The following is a 23,947-nucleotide window of genomic DNA, read 5'->3' on the forward strand; positions in this document are numbered from 1 at the left end:
CTCCGAAGGTATTGCCATCTCATAGGCCTATCTCAACCAAAGAAGACTGAGCAGGGTGGAGGTCACTGCGAGCGCATAATCAAAGACGCACATTGTACGTCCACCTTTCCTGCAGCCCATCCCGCGTTTGCTAGTGCTTAATCACTCCGCTGTGTCTTCCAGGACCTCGGCTCCAATCTGACGGAGGGTCTCGCGAACACTCTGGTCGAGGGTGCTCTGTCGGATGCTACCAGAGTCTGAGTGCGCCTGAACAAAAATCTCGACCTCCATTTCCGCTCCATCACTCCATAGGGGCATCACCACCCCTCGCAGGAAGTCGGAGAGCTTGTCCCATGGGACCTTTGCCCGGAGCCTCACTCTTCGGAACCCGCCGACGAGCGGAGCCACAACCTCGACGCCTGGAGGCGGTTCCTGCACTCTGCCAGGTTGAACCTCCCCTTCGCTTTTGACAGGCGGAACGTCCTCGCCGGTCTTGACGACAAACTCCTTCCGAACCAGGATTGCCCCAGCGTCCAAGGCTTTGTACGGAAGCTCTTCGTTGATGTAAATCCTATCTCCCACGCGAATACCAAACGTGCCCTCTCGCACGCCGGTCGCCACTGCCGTCTTGACCACGGACTCGCTCGCAATCATCGGAAACTGTGGAAACTTCAGGAAGGCTTCGTATATCTCGGTCACAGGCTTCTCCTGCTCGTTCTCGTTCAAAGCCGTACGCAGGAGCTTGTCCGGAGTAATTGTCGTGAGCAGAATCTCGCTCTTCAGGTAGTCTAGCACGCGCTTGCTAAGCGGCCCCTTTTCCCCGACCGTCGGCAGTCCCATGTCGTGCCATTCCGCGCCGTTCGGTCCAGCCTTCGCCACGTGCCTGTAAGCCGAAAGGATTTTGAACGGCACGTCGCTCTCGACACTACTCAGCCTGCTCTGGAGCGTGTTCTTGTTGTCATCGGAAAGCTGGCGCATTAGAGCCTTGTCGTCCTTGATAGCCCGCAGTGCCAGCAGTCTCTTCACCTGAGGGCGCAGTGCCGCCAGTTCCGCCGTGTTAGGGGCCAGCACGACCAGCGTGTTCTGATACGTGCGGAAGGTGATGCCGCTCTTCTTGAAAAGCTCGTCCGCAAACGCCCCCGAACCGCCGCCGGACATAGAGCATTCGGGCGAAAGCACCGCCAGCTTCAGTTCCTTTGTGTCGGGCACATCCTGAGTCTCCCTGGGCCAGCAGAACGTCTTCATATCGGTACCTGCCAACTTCGCAACCTGCCTCTTAATCTCGTCGCTAATGTTTTCCTCCCTCACACCATCTTCCTTTTCTATGATGACTCGGTTCAGGTTCGGCTGAGTGGAAAACGAATATATGCCATGCTCGACGTGCAGGTACCAGAGTTCGTCCTCCATCCTGCCCAGCGCATCGCCGATAATCGCCGGGGGTATGCCTTCCCGCAGGATTGCAAGCCGAAGCCGCTGGATGCCGATGCCTTTCGACTCCGACCCGCTGAACGAACCGAAGAAGATTGCTGTAGCCAGCCCAGATGCGATTCCGAATTTGGCATACTCGGAACCCATCTCGTTGTCTATCTTCTGCGCCTTTGCGTTTCCATCCGCAATGTCAGCCGCTATTACTCCGTCGTACTCGTTCCCGATGTGCTTCAGGAACTCCCGCCGAATCGAAGCATTGACCAGGTTGATGTGCGCGGGCTGTATCAGCGGGGCAGAATGCTCGCGCTTGTAGAGATCGGCAATGATAAGAGCCAGCAGGCGCAGTACCCCGCGCGTGCGCTGGAAGTTCGCGTAGGTGCTCCATCGCTCGTAAAGGATGTCAATCAGTTCAGGGTGAAACGGGTAAGCCTTCCGTATCTTCTCGCGGTATGCCGGTTCGCGCACGTGCCTGGGTATGTCATCGCCCAACGTTTGGTATATGCGCCAGTAGCTCTCCGCCGTTGCGCTGACCTCCGCGGCGTCCGGCGTATTCTGGAACAAGCGGCGGCGGATGACCTCGTAGACCTCTTCGCCCTCCACGGGTGTGTATATCGCTTCTACGCGGCCAAAGACGCGCTGAAGCTCCGAAAGCCTGCGCTCGCCTGTCTCGCCGTAGGGGACGCTGGACGGCAAAGTCGCAACGAGGGCGCATTGAGGCAAGACTTTGACCGTCTCTGTCAACTCTTGGAAGAAGGCGATGATCTGTTCGGGATAGTCCCTCGCCTTGACCGCATACTCTACAATCTCATCCAAGAGAATCAGTGTGGGCTGTCCTGCGAGGAGCCTGTGCAGGTTATCCTTCCCCGGCGAGCGCCGCTTCTCGTCGTGCTCCCTCAGCAGGTCATAGTTCCCCAACTGCTCTGCCAGATGACCCCATATTGTCCTCTTTAGAGTGTCTGTTTCCGTGCCTACGAACGTCACCACCCTGGCTTTCGGAAGATTCGAAAGGCCTGCCTTGTTCAAAACCGCCCGTGCCAAATCGGTTTCTTCCAGCCCCTCCACACCACGGAAGAGGTGATAAAGGGCAATTAGGCTGTGGGTCTTGCCGCCGCCGAACGGCGTCTGAATCTGGATGACCGGTTCGCCACTGCCTTTTCCCGCCAGCCGAGATGCGACTGCCGCGCCCAGGTTCACCAAGCCTTGCGTGTGGTAAGTCTTCGCGCAAAAAGTTAGGGCATCGCGATAGTCCACCGGTCCGCGGTTGGCAAGCACGTCAGACAGGTCCGCCGCGAAGACCGACTCGTCGAAGCCTCCCCTTCTTATGTCTTCATGCGGTGTTATCACTTCACGCCATGGTTTCATCTTATCGTCCCCCGTCCACTTTAAATGTCAAGCGGTATCTGGGAATGCTCGTCCGCCCGTGCCGCTCCCGATGCATAGCTCCTGCGCCCGTAGAGCAGGCCTTGAAGCAGCTGCTTCTCCTTGTCGCCGTCGGGCAGGACATCGGAAATCGCCTGCGCCACCTGCCAGAAGGCTTCATTGCCGCCGTAGGTCTCGGCGAGGTGCTCCGCCAGTCTCTTCTGATCATTCTTGTCATAGAGATGCAGAGCGCGGTGAAGGGCATCTATCATCGTGTCGAAATGCGTCTTTCGGGCAAACCGCTCATCCTTCGCCCGTTCCAGCGGGTGTGGCACTCGCACGTACTCCTTCTCCTTCAGAACCACGCCGCCCGGGTCCCAGAGATTGGTCAGTTCCACACCGACTCCGGTAGCCAGCTTCCGAGCATCGTCGAAGGGGACGCGGGCATGGTTGTAGGTCCAGCGGAACAGCACGTAGAACCGGGTTACAGCGTCCACTCCGCCCATAGATGCGCCGCCCCGCATAATGCGCTCGAGGGCGAATTCGCTGACGACCTTGCGGACGTATTCCAGCAACTCAGCGACTGTTACTGCCTCGCCGGACGGCTTCTCAACCCGCTCGTACTTTCCGAACGCCTCCACTGCTGGTCCAATCGCGCTCATAAAGAAGTCTGCCCCTCGGATGCCTTCATCCCAGAACTGGGTCAGCCGCTCCCTTATGCGCTCCTCGATTTCCCGCCGCACTAAAGCAAGCTCGCCCACCTCGTTGGTTCTGCGCTTCCGGCAGACCATATAGATTGACGATGCGAGCGAGGCGGTCTCTTGCGCATTCAACCTAGCCTGCATTTCGGTATGTATGGGCCATGAGGCGGTCATGTAAAGCCCGGCGTCCAGCAGGGCATTGATTACTGCCTCCCACGCTTCCGTCGTCTTGTGGGCAAAGACAACGACTGCGATACCCTCCGGCTTCAAAACACGGTGCATCTCACGAAAGGCTTGTGTCAACATTTTTTCGAAGAACGCCCTTGCCGCGTCCCTTCCACCCTGACGGTTCGGGTCCTGGACAATCTCCCCCGACTTCGGCGTAAGCGGGGTTGCAAAGAGTTCAGGATATAGGTCCCCAACCGTGCGCTTCAGCCAGACGTAGAAGAAGTCCGAAAGCGCGGAGTAGTTTACGTTGTCGTAATACGGCGGGTCGGTGAGCACAGCATCGAAGGAGTTGTCAGTCCAGGGAAGGTCGGCGGCGGAACCGTGGTTGGCGGTGGGTATTGAGGGTTGGGGATTGCAGATAATCTGGGAGCAGTGGAAAAGAACGCCCATATAGTATTCCCAGCCGGCCTCCGCGCTACCGGTCGAACCGCTAAAGGGATGCAGTTCGACGTAATCCCAAAGCATAGGCAATGCTTGCCGTGAGAATAAGTGCTTGATTGCCTCCGAAGTGTTCTCCCACCTTGCTAGCACGTTGCAGAAGGCCGCTGTCATGTCCGCTGCCAGTGCCAAATATGCCGCCACCGCCTTCGCAAACTCGCCGTCCGCACCAGCGTCCAGCATCCGCGCGTGCGCCTGCCGCACCTTCTCTGCAAACGTGATGAGCGCCAGCTTTTGCCGTGTGTTGAACAAATCACCCCACCGCTCAACGCCATAGCCTCTTCCAGCCACTGTTGTTGGGTCATCCTTGTTCATTTCCTCGTCCGGCACGGGGTCCATGCCCCAGTCAGCCCAGAGAGCCTTGCGTTTCGCATCCAGGACTGCTTCGGCGGCATGGTAGGCGGCCAGGTCCTTATCGGTCGGCAGACGGTACGTCTTGCCACTGCGCTTCGGATGGTGCAGAACGACGGCGACCATGCGCTGGCCCGACTTACCCTCGCGGAAAAGCCTCCGGGTAGTATTGTCGTCAATGCTCCCCCCGCAGAGCGGGCATCGAACATGCGCGCGCGACACCGTTCCCTCATCCGGGTTGAAGTCCAGCGGCCTCCCATCCTGACCGACTATCTCGAAGTCTATCCGTCCCTCTCCTGGGTTTGGTATCATCCTAAGAGCGACGCGCTTCTTGTCCTTCTTAGACAACCACGTCTGCCGCATCAGCGGAATGTCCACATTGCAGGAAGGATTCTGACAGGGGATGGTCCTCGCCCAAATGTAGCCAACCGGTATCGAACCGTCCGGGTCGTTCGGGTAGAACTGCTGTAGTTCCTTCCGGGCTTCCTCCAGCACCCAATTGCCCCAATACCGCACGGCATCGAGTAGGGGATTGTTGGATGCGTCCAAGCCCAGCCCGTTCTGCGGTATTCCCATCGAGCCTTGGTAGCCCTTGCCGAACTTCTGCGGGTACTCCAGCACCGCCTTGTTTAGCAGGACTGCCACCGGGTTGTAGTCTAGGGCATACGTTTCGCATCCAAGGCGCAGAGCCTCCAGCGGGATTGAACCTCCGCCTGCGAAGCAGTCCAGCACCTTAGGGGCGCGCTCCCCGTATGCCTCGCGTATCAGCTGTCGGGCTTCTTCGATTTTCGGGCTTTCTCCGTTTGACACGGCTTCCCAAGGTGAAACATCCTTCACAAGGTCTAAGAGATACTCACGGCGATTCGCATCGTCCGGCAGGAGCGCGGCAAGCGCAGTTGCCCTCGACGCAGCAAGCGGCCGCCTCGCCCACCAGATGTGAAGGGTCGAAATATGCCCGTGCCGGATGTTCTTCTCACGAACGGATTCCTCCGAGACCTTGCGAATCGGGAAATCCACCTCAATCAGCCGCTTGCCTTGTGGACCTTCGTGTGAGCTCATTTGTCAAGCACCTCAACGATAGATTTCGGTACGGATGGGAAAAACCTGCCGAATTGGTCCCTAAGTGCCAGACCTCTGTGCCTCTCACAAGCAGTACGTGCACACCGAGCACCCGAAGCCCCGGCATGATATTTCGCACGACCTTGGCAAAGCCGTCCACGTACGGCAGGGCTATCGCACAGACCACATCCCGGTCGTATATCGAGAGTGTCTGCAACAGCGCCTCAGCGACCGCTTCTCGACAAGTCTGGCTCTCGCTACCCGCCCGCGCCCCCTTCGCCTCCACATAAAGCCTGCGACGCGAGCCCGGCAGTTCGCACTCGATATCCGGCCCCGGCTCGGAACCATACCTGACTTTCAGGTTCATAGCGCCGTCTTCGCGCAAGCGCACTGCCACTGCCTTGGTTACCTCCCGCTCATGCATTGGTCGCCCCCTGCTTCCAATCCTTCACGACGTACCGCACAGTCTCAATCACTTGCTCTGGCTGGAGTAGAGCCGCAGGATTCTGCAAGGTATATAGCTCTGGCTTTGTAGAAACGTTCTCAACCACGTACAGCCAATACTCTTGCTGGAGCCGTTTTGCCATCAGCCATTCGTTTGGAGTCAGGACGATTTCACCGGTAGTGGCTCTTGCTTTGACCTCAATATAACGGACCTCACCGTTTGGGTCAATTGAGCGTACATCATAGCCGAGGTTTTGCCGCGATACGTCCTCCGGCGTCCGACCATTTTCATACTCGTATCCCATGGCAACTTTCATGCCGACAGCCTCGACTTCCGCATCTGAGCGCATCACAGCCCTGTCAGCAGGCGGCTTCGGGACCACGCGCACGACGCCAAGTACCTTTGGACTGGACGGCAGAAGGCTCGTCTCACGCCGTATCTCCTCCTCCAGGTCGCTCTTTCGCTTTCGAAGAGAGTCATTTCGACGCTGCTCGTTCTGAATCTCTACATCCGGCAAAGCCTCGCCCTTCGCGCGGCGGGTCTCGTAATCCATGAGCTTCGCGTCGGAATCGAGAATCATCTGTTCCAAAGATCGCACGCCGTACTTTCGCTTAATTTCCGCGTCTCGGTTTCGTTGCGCGGCAATCTCGGCTCGGTACTCCTCCAGGACGTTCTCGATGGCATATGCCACAACTTCGGTCTCATTCGGGCACTGTTCATCTGCGCCAGACTCCGCCTCAGGTTTCAGGTCCCAGAGGATGGAGGAATTGACCAAGCGCATATCCCCCTCCATCGGCTGGTATACCGCAAAGAGCCTGCGCCCGGCGACCTGATTTCTGCCATCCCGTATCTCTCCCTCGATGAACCAAACCCAGCCGTCTAGCCGCCCATCCGGGTCAGCGAAGACAGCGCCGCGGTTCACATCCTTCGCGCTTTTGGTGAAGATGTGCTCGATGATGGCCTCCAGCAGTGGATGACCCGGGGCGACGAAGACGGCCTCGTTTCGGCGGGCGTCCGCCTTCTCGAAAGCAATCTTGCTGTATTCGCGGAAGACCTCGCCGAAACGATGCTTGAAGCTCGGAGGAACATTGCGCACCTCATAGGGCACGCTGAGCACCCGCCAGACGCCGCCATCACGCCGCTCGATATTCACGCCCACGAAGGCACTTGCCCGCTCGAAGAACTGCTCGATGTACTCCGGCACGAGCCGATTTTCCCGCGCGGCGCGCTGCTCGCCTAATACACGTTGGAGATCAACATGCCGGGTCGCCAGGGCTTCCATCGCGGCTTCCTTCGTCCTCTCGACCGCCACCTTGTCAGGGACAGCTTCAATCTCGCCGACAATCTCCTCCATCGTTCGGCGGTTCGCGATGGCCTCGACAATCAAGTCCTTCAAACTGCGACCGGGCAGAACCTCGCCGATGACATCGAATACCCGGTCGGTGCCGAGGGCTTCTTGGATGCGCTTCAGCTTGCGGAAGATAGCTTCTAGCACCTGGCCTTCGCGCGTGTCGGCGGCGACCAGATTATAGATATGGACTTCCCTCTGCTGGCCGTATCGGTGCACGCGGCCCATGCGCTGTTCGAGACGGGTTGGCGTCCAAGGGATGTCATAGTTCACCATAAGCGCGCAGAACTGGAGGTTGATGCCCTCGCCGCCTGCCTCGGTCGAGACCATGACCTGCGCCCGCTCGCGGAAGTCGTGTTCGGCGCGAATGCGGGCGTCGAGGTTCATTGCCCCGTGGAGGACAGCTACCGAAAAGCCCCATGCCCTCAGCTTCTCGGCTAGGTACTCTAGGGTCTCCCTGGACTCGGTGAATATCAACAGCTTCTCGCCGGTCTTCTGTATTTGTTTGTCGGTAATGACCTGACGAAGCTCTTTCAGCTTTGTCTCGATTTCCTGCTTCTCGGCATCGCGGGCAAGGCGAATCAGGTCTGCCAAGGTGTCTATCTCCTCCTGAAGCTCCTCGCGGGTCTCAGCGGCGGTCAGGCGCTCAACGAGGTCCTCCTCTTGCTGCAGGCGGTCGGCTTCGGGTGCATCTTCGAGGGCGTCCTCGTCCACCGCGCCTTGCTCCGCAAGCCACATGCCGCAGCTCAGAAGCTCCTCCAGGCGGGCTTTGCGTCGTTCAAGTGACCGGCGTACGGCTCGGACACTGGACGCCATTCTACGCTGGAGAATCAGCAGGGCGAAAGCCACGTTCCGCTTCTCGGTGGACAAAGCCTTGTTGTAAAACTTTTCAACGTAGGACGTGACTGCGTTGTAGAGCCGCTTCTCGTCATCGCTGAGCCGGTAGGCTCTCGTGACGACATGACGCGGCGGAAACAGCGGTCGGCCATCGAAGTCCTTGAGGTCTTCCTTCAGCCTGCGCAGGAACAAGGGGTTGTCGTGGTTCTTGACGGATTCCAGCAGAATCTCGGTGTTTGCGAACATGCCAGGTTCGAGGAGGTCCAGAAAAAGGCGAAAGTTCTCCGGGTCGCCTCGATGCGGCGTGGCTGTCAGAAAAAGCAGGAAGTCGGTCGTGCGCGACAGAAGCTCACCGAACTTGTAGCGCTCAGTTCGGTTAAGCTTATCCCCATATCGGTATGCCGACATCTTGTGAGCTTCATCCACGACGACCAGGTCCCACCGGACTTCGCCCAGGCTCGCCATTACGTCGTCCTGCTTCGAGAAGTCCATTGAGGCGATCACTTGAGAGGTATCCTGCCAGACGTTCCGGCCCCAGTTGGCGTTCACAACCGCTCGGTCCACAACTGTGAAGGTCTCGCCGAAGCGCTCCTTCATCTCCCGAAGCCACTGCTCCTTCAGGTGCCCGGGAACGACGATGAGGCACCGGCGGACGATGCCTCGATACTTCAACTCCTTCAGGAGCAAGCCGGTCATGATGGTCTTACCAGCGCCGGGGTCATCCGCAAGGAGAAACCTGATACGCGGATTGCGCAGGATAAAGTGATACACGGCTTCGATTTGATGCGGCAGTGGGTCTACCTGAGAAACGTTTACGGCGAAGATCGGGTCAAACTGTTGGGCGTATCGGATGCGGTGCGCCTCCATCGCCAGGAAGAAGGCTTCACCATTGCCGCCGAAGTCACGACCAGTTTCGCTCCTGACTTCGACGCCGGACAGGTCAGCCGGACTGAAGATGTTCGAGTAGAACTGGCCTGTGTTCACGCCGACGGCCTCAATCTTCGTTCGGTTGCCAACCGACTCTACGGTCACAACCCGGACCGGCTCCGGCCAGAAATCACCGTGTAGTATATCACCCACTTTCGGAGGAATCATGCCGCATTCACCTTTTCCTTAGTGAAAACACCCGTGCCTGAACATCACGACGCGTATGAACGCCCACCACTTCCCTGGGCGTTACTGCTTTCGGGACTGAGGCCACGGGGTGAACAAGACCGGCCGATGATCACCGGCATTCAGCCCTGCCAGCGCACTTCAGGAATGCGAGCGCATTGACAGGAAACGTTCACCCATAGCTATCCCGGATGGCAGTTTCGACGCGGCTATACTTGATTCCTTCAAACTAGGGCGAGGGGCGGAGGGGAAACCATCCGCATCAGGCGGTCAGGAGCCGTCGCCGGCGAGAAGCGAGCAAGGAGAACACCCCAGAGCTTCTTAAAGGGCGGGCATTTCGAGGTCTATGACGAGGCATTCCCCATTATCTGCGCGGCTGATATCTTGCCAGGCGAGGTTCCATTCGCCTTTGGTAGCCTTGGCAATCCGAGCGCATAGCGCGTGCTGGCTCAACCGCAATTCGTGACGGCGGTCCACCCTTGAATTTCGGCGAGGAGCGTTGCCAAGACCTATAGACTAGCCCAAAGAGCTCCTCAATGCAAGCTTTCACCCCGTTGGATAGCATAAGTCTGGAAATGTTTGCGTACGTGGTCTCACGTGAGAAGTTGCGCATCCCCGGGTCGCTGCTGGGAGCACTGAGAATGCTGGATTCCCCAGCGACTTCAGCGGTGTGCCTTTTTATTTTATCATTCACTGGCAAATCAATTTTCTTTGGCACTTTAAACCAAACAAACCCTGATAGTAGCTGAGGTATTCCAGTTTCAACACCAACCACTGCACCAAAATTAAATTTAGTTTACTCAGAAAAACAAGCAGGTTATTTGACTTCTGTCCAATAATATATCCTCTGCTATGGAGCGGTATCGCCTATCAAATCTCAAAGCCTTAGAAGCTGAGAGCATACACATAATCCGCGAAGTCGTTGCCGAATTCGAGCGGCCCGTGATGCTCTACTCAGTCGGCAAGGACTCCTCGTGCATGGTCCGTCTAGCCCAAAAGGCGTTCTACCCCGGCCGCATACCCTTCCCCCTGCTTCATGTCGACACGGGGATGAAGTTTCCTGAAATGTATGAATTCCGCGATGCATTTTGCAAGGAAATCGGCGCAGACCTGATTGTATATCGCAATGAAGAAGCAATCGCACAAGGAGCTGACCCCTGGGACTGGGGCACGGTGAAGTGTTGTGCAGCACTAAAAACCCAGGCTCTTTTAAACGCCCTCAAGGAAGGCGGATTTGATGCTGCCTTCGGAGGCGCACGACGGGATGAGGAAAAATCACGCGCCAAGGAGCGCATATTTTCGTTTCGCGACTCTTTTGGCCAGTGGGACCCCAAAAACCAGCGACCCGAACTTTGGAATATCTACAACGGACGCATCAAAAAAGGTGAAAGCATTCGAGTATTTCCGCTCTCTAACTGGACTGAACTTGACATCTGGCTCTATATCTATACCGAAGGAATCCCTGTTGTGCCAATGTACTTTGCAAAAGAACAGCCAGTTGTTGTAAGGGAGAACCGCCTTATCCCAGTCTACGAACGCACACGCCTTCTCCCGGGCGAAAAGCCAGAAATGGTCATGTGCCGCTTCCGCACGCTTGGATGCTATCCATGCACAGGAGCCATCCGCTCATCAGCAAAGACAGTGCCAGAAATTATCGAAGAAATGATGCTCGTTCGCCATTCGGAGCGTATTACGCGGCTAATTGACCATGACCAAGACAGTTCAATGGAGCAAAAGAAGCGCGAAGGTTATTTTTAATCCTATAGAAAAACTACAAACCGATTAAAGAAATTAACCAAAGAATTTCAAGATGGCAACACTTGAAGATTTCATAAAACAAGCCCAAGAGATTGAGCTGCTTCGCTTTACAACAGCCGGAAGCGTTGATGATGGAAAATCAACGCTGATAGGACGCCTTCTACACGATGCTAAATGCATTTATGAAGACCACCTAGCCGCACTGCACAGCGACTCTCGGCGTGCAGGCAGAGAAGGCGTAGACTTTGCCCTTCTAACCGATGGCCTTCGAGCAGAGCGCGAACAAGGAATAACAATAGACGTCGCCTATCGTCACTTTGCAACTCCGCGCCGCCGCTTTATCATTGCTGACACTCCGGGACACGAGCAATACACGCGTAACATGGTTACAGGGGCTTCAACCGCCGATTTAGCTGTAATTTTAATTGACGCCCTTAATGGCGTAACCACCCAATCAAAGCGCCATGGATTCATAGCATCCCTGCTGGGAATTCCCCATATTACTGTCGCTGTGAACAAAATGGACCTTGTCGGCTACTCTCAAAATGCTTTTGAGAACATCGTCGCTGAATATGCAGAGTTTGCTTCAAAGCTTAGAACACAAGACCTTGAATTCATTCCGATTAGTGCACTTCATGGCGACAATGTAGTGTATCGAAGCCCAAACATGCCTTGGTATGAAGGAGCCCCGCTTCTCGCACATTTAGAAAATGTCCACATCGCTAGCGACCGAAACCTGATAGACTTCCGCTTTCCCGTCCAATACGTTCTCAGGCCGAGCGGCAGTTTTCGGGGCTACTGTGGAAATGTGGCGTCAGGTGTGGTAAGGGTGAACGACGAGGTGGTTGTTCTTCCCTCAGGGAAAACAAGCCGCGTATCGCGAATTATTTACGACCGCCAAGATGTTGATTATGCATTCCCACCCCAGCCAATAACAATCTGCCTGGAGGATGAGCTCGATATCAGCCGAGGAGACATGCTCGCCCACCCTGCAAACCTGCCCTGGATCGCTCATGAGCTGGAAGCAATGCTTATATGGATGCATGAGGAGCCACTCCGCCTCGACCGCCAGTATCTCATCAAGCACACTACAACTACTGCTAGAGGACGGTTCTTCGATTTAAAATACGTGATTGACCCTAGCACTCTCCATCGGCAACCAGCCACCAATCTCAAACTTAACGATATTGGGCGCATTAGCATGCAGTTGTTCCGCCCTATCCTATGCGACGAGTATCAACGCAACAGGCAGACCGGCTGCTTCATTGTCATAGATCCACAGACCAACTTCACAGTGGGTGCAGGGTTGATTATCGACCGCCTGCACCGCTATGAAGCGCCAGAACGACACATCGTGCACCATAAAGGCCACGTTGGAATCGAAGATAGGGCGAGAGTGCTAGGTCAACGCCCTGTAACAATCTGGCTCACAGGGCTCTCCGCATCAGGCAAGTCCACGCTTGCCTATGCACTTGAAAAGCGTCTTATTGAGGAAGGACGCGCATGCTTCGTGCTCGATGGAGACAACATACGGCAAGGGCTGAACCGCGACCTAGGCTTCTCACCAGAAGACCGCACGGAAAACATACGGCGTGTCGCAGAGGTAGCTAAGCTATTTAACGATGCCGGGCTCATCGTCATTACCTCGTTCATTTCGCCATTTAGGAAGGACCGATTAAATGCCCGGCAAATCATCGGCAATGAACGGTTTATTGAAGTATTTGTTGACGCCCCACTTGAAGTATGCGAAGCACGAGACCCAAAGGGCCTATATGCTAAAGCTCGTGCCGGTGAAATCCCAGACTTTACCGGCATATCGTCACCCTATGAAGCGCCTGAATCACCGGACTTGCACTTGCGGACAGACCAAATTTCAATCAACGAGGCAGTCCGCACAGTCATGACGTTTTTGGAAAAGAAAAACGTTTTGTAGAGACCTGAGCTCGCCGACAAAGCAAGACACAATGTTTACAGATACCCTAATTCCCTCATATCTTCTCTAAGGAAGTCGAAGTCGTGTTGTCCTTCGTCCGTCTTCCAACGGCCAACTGCCTCATGACGAACTTCTATGCGGGCGAGCGGAATGCCGAGAAACTCCTCGAGCCGCTTGAGGGTCTTTTCCTGGTCCAGCACAAAATCCTCAAAGCGCACATCAATCGCGTGCTTAGGCCTCGGTGTTGCCTTGACAATCTCGCGCTGATATTTCCAACTTATAGCCCGCCTAAGGCGCTCATCTTGAACCGGTGTATAGGGAACTCCGAACTTCGCAAGATCATCCGTGAGATGTGCATTTAAAATCGAGTCTCGCGGGTCGCGCGTCCAATGTATGTAGTAAGCATCAGGAAACATGCGGCTAATCCAAGGGTATACAAGCGTCGTCTCAGGAAGTTTCCACCCTCGATACGGAGCATCGCTTTCCAATACCGACCGAAGATATGAATGCACTAGGCGTTCAAATTCGGGGTCTATCGGCATCTCGTAAAGCTTTGAAAAGTCCCACTGCACCCCACCGAGGTGAACGACATGCCGCGCCATAATTCGACATGCCTCGTACATTTCCTCAGCAGGCACAAGATCATAGGAAGCGTTGAGCTGTGCCCCCATATACACGCCGCTATCTACAAGCGTCTTGCTCATCGCCCGCGTGCCCCCATGGCCTCTGCCGATAATGGTAATCAACATCTGCCAAATCCCCCAAACTACATGGTGTAATCTAAGCCTTGTTCAGCATACCATACAAGTATCGGATTGTCACTCCAGATTGCGCATAATATTAGCCAAACCCTTCCTCATTGCCGCCAACGTTCTACCATTTCTCCACTGCACATGCGGGCGGTCGGAGAATCCCTTGAAATCGCCTCCCCATTCTAAGCCGCATTCCCTCGCAATCCTGCCAAAAACGCTCCAAGGACCATTCCAGGTAAGTCGGCCGCCAACAACAAATGCATAATCAGCAGCTAGCCCGAAATTATGCCATGAGTAGCCACCACGCGCCTTGGTAACAATTTTACCTGGCTTTGTTCTGCCTAATGCATACAGCCGGTCCTGCTCTTCGATTGATCTATAGCCACACACAAGCTTTACATAAATACCTCGCTCAAGTAGGCGTTTCTCGAATAATCCTAACTTCGCTCGAAACTCCGCATCAAGACCGTCATATTTGTTTGCCATGTTTTACCTATCTCTGAAAATTAAAATTTGTGTTAAAACCAACTACCGCCAAAAACATCATCAAGTGCCAATCTTTGCACGTCTACAATGCCTTTCTGCGAATGATTACATGCTCAATAAGAAAATTGATTGTTGAATCTGGAAACCACTTGCCAAGAAGTTTATACAGTTCCGACTTTGCCCATGAACGCACATATTCTCGCTTTTCGTCATCAGATTTCCCATGCAGTGCCTGAGCAGTCTTGACCCCCTGGGTGATAATGCCAACAATGTTTGGGTTGCTAATCAGCCTTAAAACTTCTCTTGGCACACGCAGCCTATTCATTTGTTTGCCAATGACATAAGAAATTACAGGCAGAATGTATGGCAAAAACTGCCATAGGTGAATTTTATTCATTTGAACTCTCCTTTACCTTCCAAGCACATGCCCTATGAAAGCTCCTATAAGAGCAATTGCTAGCGCACTACCTAGCCACTGAATGCCACGGATGCTCCGCTCCAAAACAGTTATCCTTTCCTGGTGTTCGACCATCTTGCTGGGGATGTAAGCCCTAATGGCGGAAAGCTCTGAGATAACAAGTTCGATTTTCTCCTCAATCACCGCCAGCCGGGAGCTCACATCATCGCTCTTTGCTGCTGTTATCCGCCTTCTCAAACAAGTCACCCCAATCAAGACCATAAATAACAATTAAACCAACAGGATTACCTGCATCACAACCGTATCTTTTGCCCTTAGCTTTGCCAACTTCTTGATAGTATAAGTTCTCCCATCTCGTGTAATTGTTTCGTCAATTGATGCGCTTGCGTCGGCTGGAATAAAAGCAATAAGCGCGGGCCTGGTTATTGTTGAAATTTCAATATCATCAAAAAACATGTTCATTCTCTGCATATCAAGCTGCTGGAAAACGCCTCTTGTAGGTCTTCCTCCAATTGCAAAAGACTCGCCATATGCTTCAAATGCGTTCTTTGCCCGTTCCTTTAGTGCCTCCATTGTCACCATATCCTCATATCATCGCTTGTGAAAATCCTATCCGTATCTTCTGTCGTGCTTGCAATCTGAGTTACGTCTGCTAAATCGTCCACTGCCTTTCTGAAGGGCCGAAGTCTCAACTGGCCCTGCTCGATTAACTTTGCGCCATACTGTGGACGGGCTCCTATCGTTAAACTGCCGATTTTGAGCGATTCCGATGCGCCTGCTTTTCGAAAAAGTTGCTGGATGAATTCACCGCTCATTATCTCAAGCATCCCAAGCTTTAAGAGCGCCTGAAGTCTGGAATTTCCAGTGTCATTTAAGTATGCATCGGCGATTGTATACTCAATTCCTGGCTGCATCTCGGCAATCAGGGCATCAATATTTGAATCATAAGTCGTATCCGATATAGGAATCATGCACTTTCGTTTAATCTCCGCCTTTGTAATTGTGATTGCCATCGATAATCCTCCGCGAAATAGGATAAATTGGAGTGATGAAGTAGCAAGAAAATAAGCCATAAGAAAAAGGCCGCCATCATCCTGCCAATACTCCACCACTCCACTGATTACATTGGTATGTAATAGACAATTGCTTCCGCGCCTGCACCAGTCAAAGTAACCCCAAGATTTCCTTTGCATGCAATTGGCAGTGCAGGGAAAACAGGTCGGCTACCTGAGGTCATTTTTGCTTTGAGAACAATCTGGGTATCGCTCTCTATGGTTATCGTAGCAACCTCAGTTCCGACGTTCAGGATTACCCCCACGAGCCGACATGGGCCCGTCTGAATCATAGTAGTCTCATTCACAAAACAGGCTTCACACTCTTCGGGCGTCATTAAGAGAGCGCCACTTGGAACCGCAATAAGCTCCTTTGCCTGTTTTGTACTCCTATCTGCTGCTGTAATCATTAATAGTCTCCCCCTATCAGCTTACCTGACTACCATACGCAAGCTGCCATAGTCCGAATCCCACGTTGTATCTTGCTCGGACGCCGTAAACATACCTATCGCGCATGAACCCGTTTTCCGAGTTCGCCTCCAGAGCCGCAAATTCTATGGGAATTCGGGACTGGAAGATTACAGGCTTGATGACACGCTTGGTGCATAGTAGGAACCAGTCATTTGAATCTGTAAGGTATGGACTGACAATTAAATCGAGCGCACCTTTGAGGACGTTTTTCCTGGTTTCAGTCTTCCCAACCTCGCTATCAGGCGCATAGATTGACCCAAGGAGTTCCATTGCCGTCCACTTAAGATCAGGCGAAACAACAAGTGTGTCAGGGATGATTCCCATTGGCTTACCCTGGTCATCTTTGAACTTCATCATTGCAGTGAAAGCCGCTTGAAGCGATGACGCAGATAGGGCAGAAGTACCCTTGTTCGATTGCGTGCCGGACTCACCATCGCTATGGTCGGTGTCGAAGAAAAATTGACCGTCATAGCACAAAGTATTGAACCCGTCCCTAAGCAGGCCAAAAACCAACTCCTCCTGATGACGTCTAGCCTCATCTGCCAATCCTTGGATTCTCAGCCGAATTTGGCCATATTGGTCGTCCTCCAGTGCCGCGCGGTCAACTGCAATCGAGGCTTCCCAAGTTTTGTTTTTAATTGAATAATCATGCTCAAGCAGACCAGCAGGTATTCGCTCATCTTTAAACTCCCGCATCCTGGGAGTTGCCCCCAGCCATGCATATTTCTCGATATCATTTTCTGAAGGAACAATAGTGGCAATTCGCTCCCAGTCGCTGCGATATGCTTCGTAGGCATCGAAGAATACTGCCCGAAGTCCGGCTTCCAGAAGCTTTGGAATATCTGACTTGACTATTGGCATGGAAACAAATCTCCTTTCATACGTTTTCGCCAACTCAAAAGAGCAAAAAAAAGATACTCAGCTAACTTGCTCTTCCAAGAACATGTGCCACAAAAGCAGTGTATTCTCTTTATCTTGCATAGCCATCAATTCGCACACGCACCAAACTAGGGCTAACCACCTCGGCGATTACACCACATTTAATGTCATTTGCAACGGCCGCCGGGTCATCGTCTACTGTTTGGTTATCCACGATGTAGACCTCCTTACCGACAACAGCCTGAGTAGCATCGCCGCCGTTATATACGAACATATGTTCGCCCGCTTTTTCAACACGGATTTCCTTATCGCCTGCCAAACCCGCAGAGTTATCCACCTGCTCATAGCTAACCCCGGCGAATTTGAAGTCGGCAGTGTCAGCACCATTTGCAACATAGCCACTTGTGTTAATGCAGACCAAGACGCCCTTCGGTATTTTGACGCTCGACATCTTCATCGCCTTGAGCATACCATCACTGCGCTTTGTATCACGATCCGTTGTAGTCGCTGTCACCTATCCTACCTCCATTTCTAAATGTCGCATATGCAGATTTAAAACCTATATTGTCATCCACAATCACTTGCTACTCTTTCGCATACTTCTCAAGCTTTTCCCTGTTTATTCCGAGCTTTGCAAGAAGGTTTTCCTCCTCCAGCGTCAACAGCCTTGCCGATTTCTCCACAGCCTTTGCAGTCTCGCTGAACTCTATTACCTTGGGTTGGTTCATCAGGAACTGAATGAACAACTCAGCCACCGTGCTTTCACCATCCGAGAATGTAACTACTTGGTTGGCATTCAAGAGGATTGCCCGAGCAAACGGCTCTGATGCTGGGACCAGCTTACCATTGGCTTTGAACTCAGCAATTTGCGCCTCCACGTCGCGCGACTTCAGTGCAAACCTCAGCTCTGCGATCTCTTTCTCAGCCTCGTTCACCTTCTCATTCACCTCCTTCCTACTTCGTCTTATTTGATTAAATGCTTGCGAATCACCAAACCTGGCGCCCAATGGCAGGCAGTCAATAGCGCCCTTTCTGCCAAACATTGCCGCAGAAGGAACGCGCGGGTTCAGCACAAGCGAAACCTCCGCCAGTCGCAGTGGGTCCTTTAACAACGCAACGCTCAGCTTCTTCACTCCACGGCGCTCCAAGAATCCAGCCACGTCTGCCGGAAATGCCAGCCTTGCAAAGAGTTCCTTTCCCCGCCGCCATATCCGCTTTACAACTCCAAGTGGGTCTAGCGGGCTGTCGGTATGTTCAACCTTCACGGGCGCCTCGTGAAAATTGCGGACAATAGTATCCAAATCATCTTCTGTAATGATGAGCCCTTTATCCGTGTAATTGCCAGCTTCGAATATCTTTGCGTCCTTTTCTACCGGCATTGGCTCTGATGGGGAGTAATCCACATCAAAATAAATGGCTCCATTCATGGCAAACCTCCCATAGTTAATTAGTATTGAAATGATGCCAGTTTGTTTTTCGGTTTATCCCCTATGCCACAGGTATCCCGAGATACTCACGTATCCAGGGTTCATTAGGAGCAACGACTTTTCCAGCAATTAGCTTCTCAATTAGGCTTCCAAGAGCCTCAATATCTTTGTCTTCCAAACTTCCGAGCACAAACTTTGGATATACTTTTGCTGATGGACCAAAGTTTATATCCACTAGCCGCCTAATAATCTGTTCCTGCACTACAGTCTCCTCCAAATCACGCTTAAGCTTCTGAAGGTAAAAACAAAGGACATCGAGATGGACTTTCGCCATTGCGAGCGACCCCACCCGCGAGCCTTCCTCGCTGGTTAGCGTTTGTCCAAGAATCGCCTTTGCAATCTGCCTATTGTGAAACTCGATTGCCGCCAGGTAGCCAGCCTCGCCGCCCCTTTGTGCCTCAATCAACTCAATCCGAATATCCTCTGGGATAACAATAGCCGTCTCCTGCTGTATTTTGTCGAGCACACGAAGCAAATCATCCTGTTGCTCCTTCGGCAGGCCGCGTCGGTATGATCCTTTGGCAGTAGGCAAACCAAACTTTTCCAGGTAGATATTCCAGAACTTCAGAATTACTTCTTTACTCCACCAGTGCTTATATGCCGCTCGAAGGTCTGACTGCCCATAAGGCATTTCATATTCGGGCATATAGGTATAAATGATAAACTTTTCGACCGGCAAGCTTGCTGTCTTGCCGCTTTCCGTAATGATGAGCCCATGGATATTTAAGAATTCATCCATCTCGAAGCCAAAAGCTGCCGGGTCTTTGGATTTTATTGATTCCAAACCTACCATGCCGGCAAAAGGCCCATTGGGAATAATTTTGTAGTTAATCTCGCAAACTGAAAACCCTTTCGCAAGCGCATCCATTACCTTAAACAACACATCTTGAACCGAACCCCTCATGTTTATAAGGCAAAATTTGACAAACTCCGCCGAACGTATGTTTGCCTGGGAGCCATCAGCTGGAACAATATCCCAACCCTTCGAAAGCACAGCGAACTTCTTCGTATTCAGGCACGAGAGCACTTGCGAGTCCTTCTGCATTTCATCATAGATTGCAAGCCCTTTACGGCTGAGAAGATCGTCCGGGGAGTATGCCGCCAGCCGATAAGCACTGCTTGCAAGTCTGCTTTGAGCCGCCGCTACTTCTTCCATCAACGGCCGGTTTCGCCCAAACTTGCTTAGAATACGCTGTCTGATGCTCATGATGACCTCCTTGGGCAATAGCAGCTTAATTCGCTCTCAATATTACAAATCCTCGGGAAGGCGGAAAATAAAAGAACAGACTGTGAACGTTTCTGGAAATTTTTCAAAAAGCGCACATCACCACAAGAAGCAGGAAGCTCTACATGCGGTTAAGTATATCTAGCGAAAACTCGCGGCTCACACTTCCTCCAACAGCTCAACCCGTCGTTTATTTCGAGAAGCTTTGTACCCGGCAAGAATCAGGCGGAGCGCATATAGAGCATCCTTGGCTGTGACAAGTGGTTCCTTGTCCTCACGTATACAATCTATAAAATCTTGGAGCATATCAGTGGGAAATGAGGTGCGTATTTCTGACCCTGATATCTCTTGCCGCTTTTGCTTTTTTGTCACAATGGCAAGCCGCGGCTCGTAATTGGTCACCTGAATTGACCCTTTCAAGCCAAATATTTCCATACGATAACCGAGACCTGTGAAGTTTGGCGGCCAGGCGCTGTACTGTGCTGCTCCTGTCATAAGCAAATATGCGCCAATATCTTCTTTAAACTCAAGACCGAGCATGCACGTATCCTCAGCCTTGTTGAGTGGTTCTATTGCAAATCTAGTGCAAACCGCATTTACGCCCTCAACCTGGCCAAGAAGAAAGCACAGGAGGTCCAAAATCCCCGAGCCTCGCTCCATAAGAATTCCGCCGCCTGCAATATCCCATGTTCCTTTCCAATCATGCCAATCGTTGAGTCTATCGAATTCATTCTCAACGTATGTGACCTGCACAATAAAGGGAAATCCAATCTCATCGGCTTCAATGAGTCGGTAGACTTCTTGGTTAACCGGGTCATATCGCTCGGAAAGCGCCACCAAGAGCCTTCTGTTATTTTCAATTGCGGCGGCAATCATTGCCTCAGCGTCACCAATGCTAATGGCAATTGGAGGTTCGCATATAACATGTTTGCCAGCGTTCAAGGCATCCACTGCAACCTGGCGATGGGTGTTGGGAGGAGAAGCGATATAAACAACATCAACATTTTTATCGACAACGAGCCGTTTATGGTCAGCAACAGCCAATCCAGCCCCTGAGAATCCAGCAAGTTTATCTCTGTTCGGCCGATTGGGGTCAGCAACCGCCGTAATTTCCACATCAGAGTAAGTCTTTATCTTGCGCGCCCTAGCCAAGCCTACCCTGCCAGCACCTACTATGCCTACTCGTAAAGACATAATTTTCCACCTTTGCAAAGCGCAGTACCTCGGTAGATTTTTGCCATTGTCGAAGAATCTAAAACCTCTTGCTGAATTAGGGCAATTAAAAAAGGGCAGGCTTTCCGCCTGCCCTTTTGTTGTGTCATTAAGTCAAATATCCTAATGCTGACGATTATTCTACAGCAGCTGCCTCCAAAACTTCTTCCGGAATGTCAAAGTTGGCAAAAACCTGTTGGACGTCATCGCTATCTTCTAGCTGGTCCATTAGGCGAAGCACTTGATGGGCTTCCTTGCCATTGACAACTATTGTACTCTTCGGCATGCGCGTAAGTTCAGCGCTTACATAGCTAACCCCAGCATCGGTTATGGCCTGACGAACGGCATGGAAGTCCTCCGGCGCGCTTATTACTTCATATGTATCGCCTTCGGTGCGTATATCCTCTGCTCCCGCTTCCAGAGCAATCATCATTAACGTATCTTCATCAACGGAGTCCTTCTGAATCGTGATTATACCTTTCGGGTCGAACATCCAAGCTACACAACCAGATTCTCCCAAGCTTCCTCCATTCTTGGAAAAGATGGTTCTGAGCTCAGCTACCGTTCTATTTCGGTTGTCCGTCAAAGCGGAAACCATTATTGCGACTCCACCAGGTCCATATCCCTCGTAGGTTACTTCTTCATACTGGGCACCCTCGATTTCGCCAGTGCCACGCTGAATCGCACGCTTGATATTCTCGGCGGGCATGCTAGCCTCACGCGCCTTTTGAATTGCCAGACGGAGCCGAAGGTTTGTTTCTGGGTTACCGCCTCCTTCACGAGCTGCAACTATTATTTCCCGAGCGAGCTTTGTAAATGTCTTGCCGCGCTCGGCATCTTGCTTACCTTTTCTCAGCCTTATGTTATGCCACTTTGAATGTCCCGCCATGCAAATCAACCCTCCATAAGCGTGCGATTCATAGTTGATTTATGTTAATTATATCATCGCTCAGCGTGCCTCGTCAACGGCCGAGCTTGCTATAAAGTAGTCACCTAAACGAAGTATTAATTTATTGGTATCACAGGCGTCTTCGCTGGCTAAATTCAATATTAACGTCGCCTGCCAACAGCTTAGTTAAAGTACCATCTAGACGGCGCACAACCAAATTGCCTTCCCCATCTATCTCAACTGCCGTACCTTCAATAACTTTACCGGGCATGTGGACGGCTACTCTGCTGCCAATGGTGATGTCGTACTCCCTCCATGCTGTAAGTATTGGCGGAAAGCCTTCTTGACCATACTGCACGTATTTTGCTTCGATAGCCCCTAGAAGCGACTGCTCAACCTTATGAAGATCAAACCTTTTGCCTGCCTCAAGCGCTAATGAAGTCGCCTGATTTGCTAACTCTTCGGGGAACTCGGTGTTGTTGACGTTGATGCCGATGCCAACGACGACCGGAATTTTGGAATCCGGAATCGCGACTGCAGTATGCGCTGAGTTTGCATTCTCCTGACTGTCTTTTATGCCTTGCTCAGATATTACAACCGCTTTCCCAATCTCAACGAGCAAGCCACAAACCTTGCGACCGTTTAGCATTACATCGTTCGGCCATTTCAAGCCCGGCGTTAGTCCGGATACACATTCAATCGTCTCAGCTACGGCAAGGGAGCACACAAAAGCGAGCTGCCATAATTCCTCAAACGACCTTTTGGGTCTGAAGACTATCGTTAGATAAAGTCCGGAATCCAATGGAGAAACCCAATTTCGCCCAAACCTTCCTCTACCGGCAGTCTGTTCACGTGCAATAATAACCGTTCCTTCAGGAGCGCCCTTCTCGGCAAACTGAAGAGCAATAGTATTAGTGGAGGTAACTCTTTCAAAGCGATGAATGCTAAATTGCATTGGACAAACTCAGCCAACGAAAGCGAGAGTGCGGAGAATGATTAACGTTAAAGCTAGCTGCTTTACTCCCGCGCTATTCTTTTATGATTAATTTCTCTGATTTGCGGCTATCCAACGATTTCCAGGCTCACATCCAAGGCTTTCACGGAATGAGTCAGTGCGCCCACAGATATCATATCCACCCCAGTTTCGGCGATTCGGGCAATGCTTGATTCGGTAGCGTTGCCAGACGCCTCAGTTAGCGCCTTACCCTTGCAAAGAGCAACCGCCTTTCTTAGCATGGCTGGGCTCATATTGTCTAGAAGGATTATGTCAGCGCCCGCAGCAAGTGCCTCCTCAACCTGTTCTAGCGTTTCTGCTTCAACTTCAATCTTCATTGTATGAGGCGCCCTTGCCTTGGCAGCAGCAACTGCTTCCGTGATGCCGCCCGCAGCGAGAATATGGTTGTCCTTTATTAAAATAGCATCATAAAGCCCAAAACGGTGATTTTGTCCGCCGCCAACGCGAACTGCATATTTTTCCAGAATCCGAAGACCAGGGGTCGTTTTGCGGGTATCTGTAATTACTGTCTTGGTATGTTGTACAAGCGCAACAAACCGCGACGTCATTGTCGCTATTCCGCTCAAACGCTGGACAAAATTGAGCGCAGTCCTTTCTGCGGTTAGAATCACTGCAGTTGGGCCTGTAATCTCCGCTACAACATCCCCAGCCTCTACATGTGAGCCATCCGGCATCTCAGCTCGGAAAGTAAGGCTTTTCCCTTTGGCAACCGATATGGGCTGGGGCGCACCCGCTTTTACCACCTCGACAGGGTTCATGTGACGAATGCTAACACGTGTCGGCCCACCAACTCCTAATAAAGGCTCCCTATTAGCCTGACCACCAGGCTGGAGCCTTCGAAGAATTAAGTTCTCACCCGAAGCGTAGCTTTCGGCAACAATGTTGAATGTAAGAGCGGCAACTTGCAACCCGCAGATTACGCCATCCTGCTTGACAACCATCTGCGCGCGAGATGACGATGTAGACGGCACAGTTAGCGCTGTTGTTATGTCGCCAGCTCCTATGTCTTCCGCCAGTGCCCTCCGGACTATGTTTTCAACTTCAAGAAAGTTAAGGCTCATGATGACTAAATGTCCAATATAAG

At 52.3% G+C, this 23,947-nt stretch carries 22 protein-coding genes; 2 read left to right on the plus strand and 20 right to left on the minus strand.

All coding sequences use genetic code 11. From position 1 onward, the window contains the following. Window positions 1-141: 141 nt before the first annotated feature. The 5 genes from QHH26_04020 to QHH26_04040 all read right to left on the minus strand — a co-directional run bounded on the left by QHH26_04020 (window position 142) and on the right by QHH26_04040 (window position 10,061). Window positions 142-2,769 (minus strand): DUF499 domain-containing protein, encoded by a 2,628-nt coding sequence (locus QHH26_04020; GenBank protein MDH7481130.1) that lies wholly within the window; start codon window positions 2,767-2,769, stop codon window positions 142-144. Between the two features lie 20 nt (window positions 2,770-2,789). Continuing rightward, window positions 2,790-5,543 carry a DUF1156 domain-containing protein gene (locus QHH26_04025; protein MDH7481131.1) on the minus strand — a complete coding sequence of 918 codons (2,754 nt, stop codon included), beginning with the start codon at window positions 5,541-5,543 and terminating at the stop codon, window positions 2,790-2,792. Beyond that, a complete protein-coding gene (locus tag QHH26_04030; protein MDH7481132.1) occupies window positions 5,503-5,967 on the minus strand; it encodes a hypothetical protein in 465 nt (154 codons plus the stop codon). The genes QHH26_04025 and QHH26_04030 overlap by 41 nt, the downstream gene beginning before the upstream one ends. Beyond that, window positions 5,960-9,268 (minus strand): helicase-related protein, encoded by a 3,309-nt coding sequence (locus QHH26_04035; GenBank protein ID MDH7481133.1) that lies wholly within the window; start codon window positions 9,266-9,268, stop codon window positions 5,960-5,962. Before QHH26_04035 ends, QHH26_04030 begins: the two co-directional genes overlap by 8 nt. 382 nt (window positions 9,269-9,650) lie before the next feature. Continuing rightward, the gene (locus QHH26_04040; protein MDH7481134.1) at window positions 9,651-10,061 is read right to left on the minus strand and encodes a hypothetical protein; all 411 of its coding nucleotides are present in this window, start codon (window positions 10,059-10,061) and stop codon (window positions 9,651-9,653) included. A gap of 77 nt (window positions 10,062-10,138) precedes the next feature. Between QHH26_04040 and cysD the strand changes: the two genes are divergently transcribed. After that, window positions 10,139-11,044, plus strand: coding sequence for a sulfate adenylyltransferase subunit CysD (gene cysD / locus QHH26_04045; protein ID MDH7481135.1), 906 nt, complete (start codon window positions 10,139-10,141; stop codon window positions 11,042-11,044). A gap of 52 nt (window positions 11,045-11,096) precedes the next feature. Beyond that, window positions 11,097-12,977 carry a sulfate adenylyltransferase subunit CysN gene (cysN, locus tag QHH26_04050; protein ID MDH7481136.1) on the plus strand — a complete coding sequence of 627 codons (1,881 nt, stop codon included), beginning with the start codon at window positions 11,097-11,099 and terminating at the stop codon, window positions 12,975-12,977. Window positions 12,978-13,012: 35 nt separating this feature from the next. Here cysN and QHH26_04055 read toward each other — a convergent pair whose 3' ends face one another. The 15 genes from QHH26_04055 to nadC all read right to left on the minus strand — a co-directional run bounded on the left by QHH26_04055 (window position 13,013) and on the right by nadC (window position 23,924). Beyond that, window positions 13,013-13,726, minus strand: coding sequence for a sulfotransferase (locus tag QHH26_04055; protein MDH7481137.1), 714 nt, complete (start codon window positions 13,724-13,726; stop codon window positions 13,013-13,015). 69 nt (window positions 13,727-13,795) lie between these two features. Further along, window positions 13,796-14,215 (minus strand): M15 family metallopeptidase, encoded by a 420-nt coding sequence (locus QHH26_04060; GenBank protein MDH7481138.1) that lies wholly within the window; start codon window positions 14,213-14,215, stop codon window positions 13,796-13,798. Between the two features lie 82 nt (window positions 14,216-14,297). Next, the gene (locus QHH26_04065) at window positions 14,298-14,612 is read right to left on the minus strand and encodes a hypothetical protein (protein MDH7481139.1); all 315 of its coding nucleotides are present in this window, start codon (window positions 14,610-14,612) and stop codon (window positions 14,298-14,300) included. 12 nt (window positions 14,613-14,624) lie between these two features. Beyond that, window positions 14,625-14,870: a hypothetical protein gene (locus QHH26_04070; GenBank protein ID MDH7481140.1), complete on the minus strand. Its 246-nt coding sequence runs from the start codon at window positions 14,868-14,870 to the stop codon at window positions 14,625-14,627. A 33-nt stretch (window positions 14,871-14,903) separates the two neighbouring features. After that, window positions 14,904-15,206, minus strand: coding sequence for a hypothetical protein (locus QHH26_04075; GenBank protein ID MDH7481141.1), 303 nt, complete (start codon window positions 15,204-15,206; stop codon window positions 14,904-14,906). A gap of 2 nt (window positions 15,207-15,208) precedes the next feature. After that, entirely contained in the window at window positions 15,209-15,646 is a 438-nt protein-coding gene (locus tag QHH26_04080) for a hypothetical protein (GenBank protein ID MDH7481142.1), read from the minus strand. Window positions 15,647-15,753: 107 nt separating this feature from the next. Next, window positions 15,754-16,095 carry a hypothetical protein gene (locus QHH26_04085; protein MDH7481143.1) on the minus strand — a complete coding sequence of 114 codons (342 nt, stop codon included), beginning with the start codon at window positions 16,093-16,095 and terminating at the stop codon, window positions 15,754-15,756. Between the two features lie 16 nt (window positions 16,096-16,111). Next, window positions 16,112-17,017: a Mu-like prophage major head subunit gpT family protein gene (locus QHH26_04090; protein MDH7481144.1), complete on the minus strand. Its 906-nt coding sequence runs from the start codon at window positions 17,015-17,017 to the stop codon at window positions 16,112-16,114. 109 nt (window positions 17,018-17,126) lie between these two features. Continuing rightward, a complete protein-coding gene (locus QHH26_04095; GenBank protein ID MDH7481145.1) occupies window positions 17,127-17,549 on the minus strand; it encodes a hypothetical protein in 423 nt (140 codons plus the stop codon). Window positions 17,550-17,619: 70 nt separating this feature from the next. After that, on the minus strand, window positions 17,620-18,462 hold the full coding sequence (locus QHH26_04100) for a hypothetical protein (GenBank protein ID MDH7481146.1): 843 nt from the start codon (window positions 18,460-18,462) through the stop codon (window positions 17,620-17,622). A gap of 61 nt (window positions 18,463-18,523) precedes the next feature. After that, entirely contained in the window at window positions 18,524-19,729 is a 1,206-nt protein-coding gene (locus QHH26_04105) for a DUF935 family protein (protein MDH7481147.1), read from the minus strand. Window positions 19,730-19,906: 177 nt separating this feature from the next. Then, a complete protein-coding gene (locus QHH26_04110) occupies window positions 19,907-20,941 on the minus strand; it encodes a Gfo/Idh/MocA family oxidoreductase (GenBank protein ID MDH7481148.1) in 1,035 nt (344 codons plus the stop codon). A gap of 154 nt (window positions 20,942-21,095) precedes the next feature. Then, entirely contained in the window at window positions 21,096-21,848 is a 753-nt protein-coding gene (locus QHH26_04115; GenBank protein MDH7481149.1) for a YebC/PmpR family DNA-binding transcriptional regulator, read from the minus strand. A gap of 130 nt (window positions 21,849-21,978) precedes the next feature. Beyond that, window positions 21,979-22,803, minus strand: a complete 825-nt coding sequence (locus QHH26_04120; protein ID MDH7481150.1) for a biotin--[acetyl-CoA-carboxylase] ligase — start codon at window positions 22,801-22,803, stop codon at window positions 21,979-21,981. 107 nt (window positions 22,804-22,910) lie between these two features. After that, window positions 22,911-23,924 (minus strand): carboxylating nicotinate-nucleotide diphosphorylase, encoded by a 1,014-nt coding sequence (nadC, locus tag QHH26_04125; GenBank protein MDH7481151.1) that lies wholly within the window; start codon window positions 23,922-23,924, stop codon window positions 22,911-22,913. Between the last annotated feature and the right edge of the window lie 23 nt (window positions 23,925-23,947).

The organism is Armatimonadota bacterium, from assembly GCA_029907255.1.
Taxonomy (GTDB): domain Bacteria; phylum Armatimonadota; class UBA5829; order DTJY01; family DTJY01; genus JAIMAU01.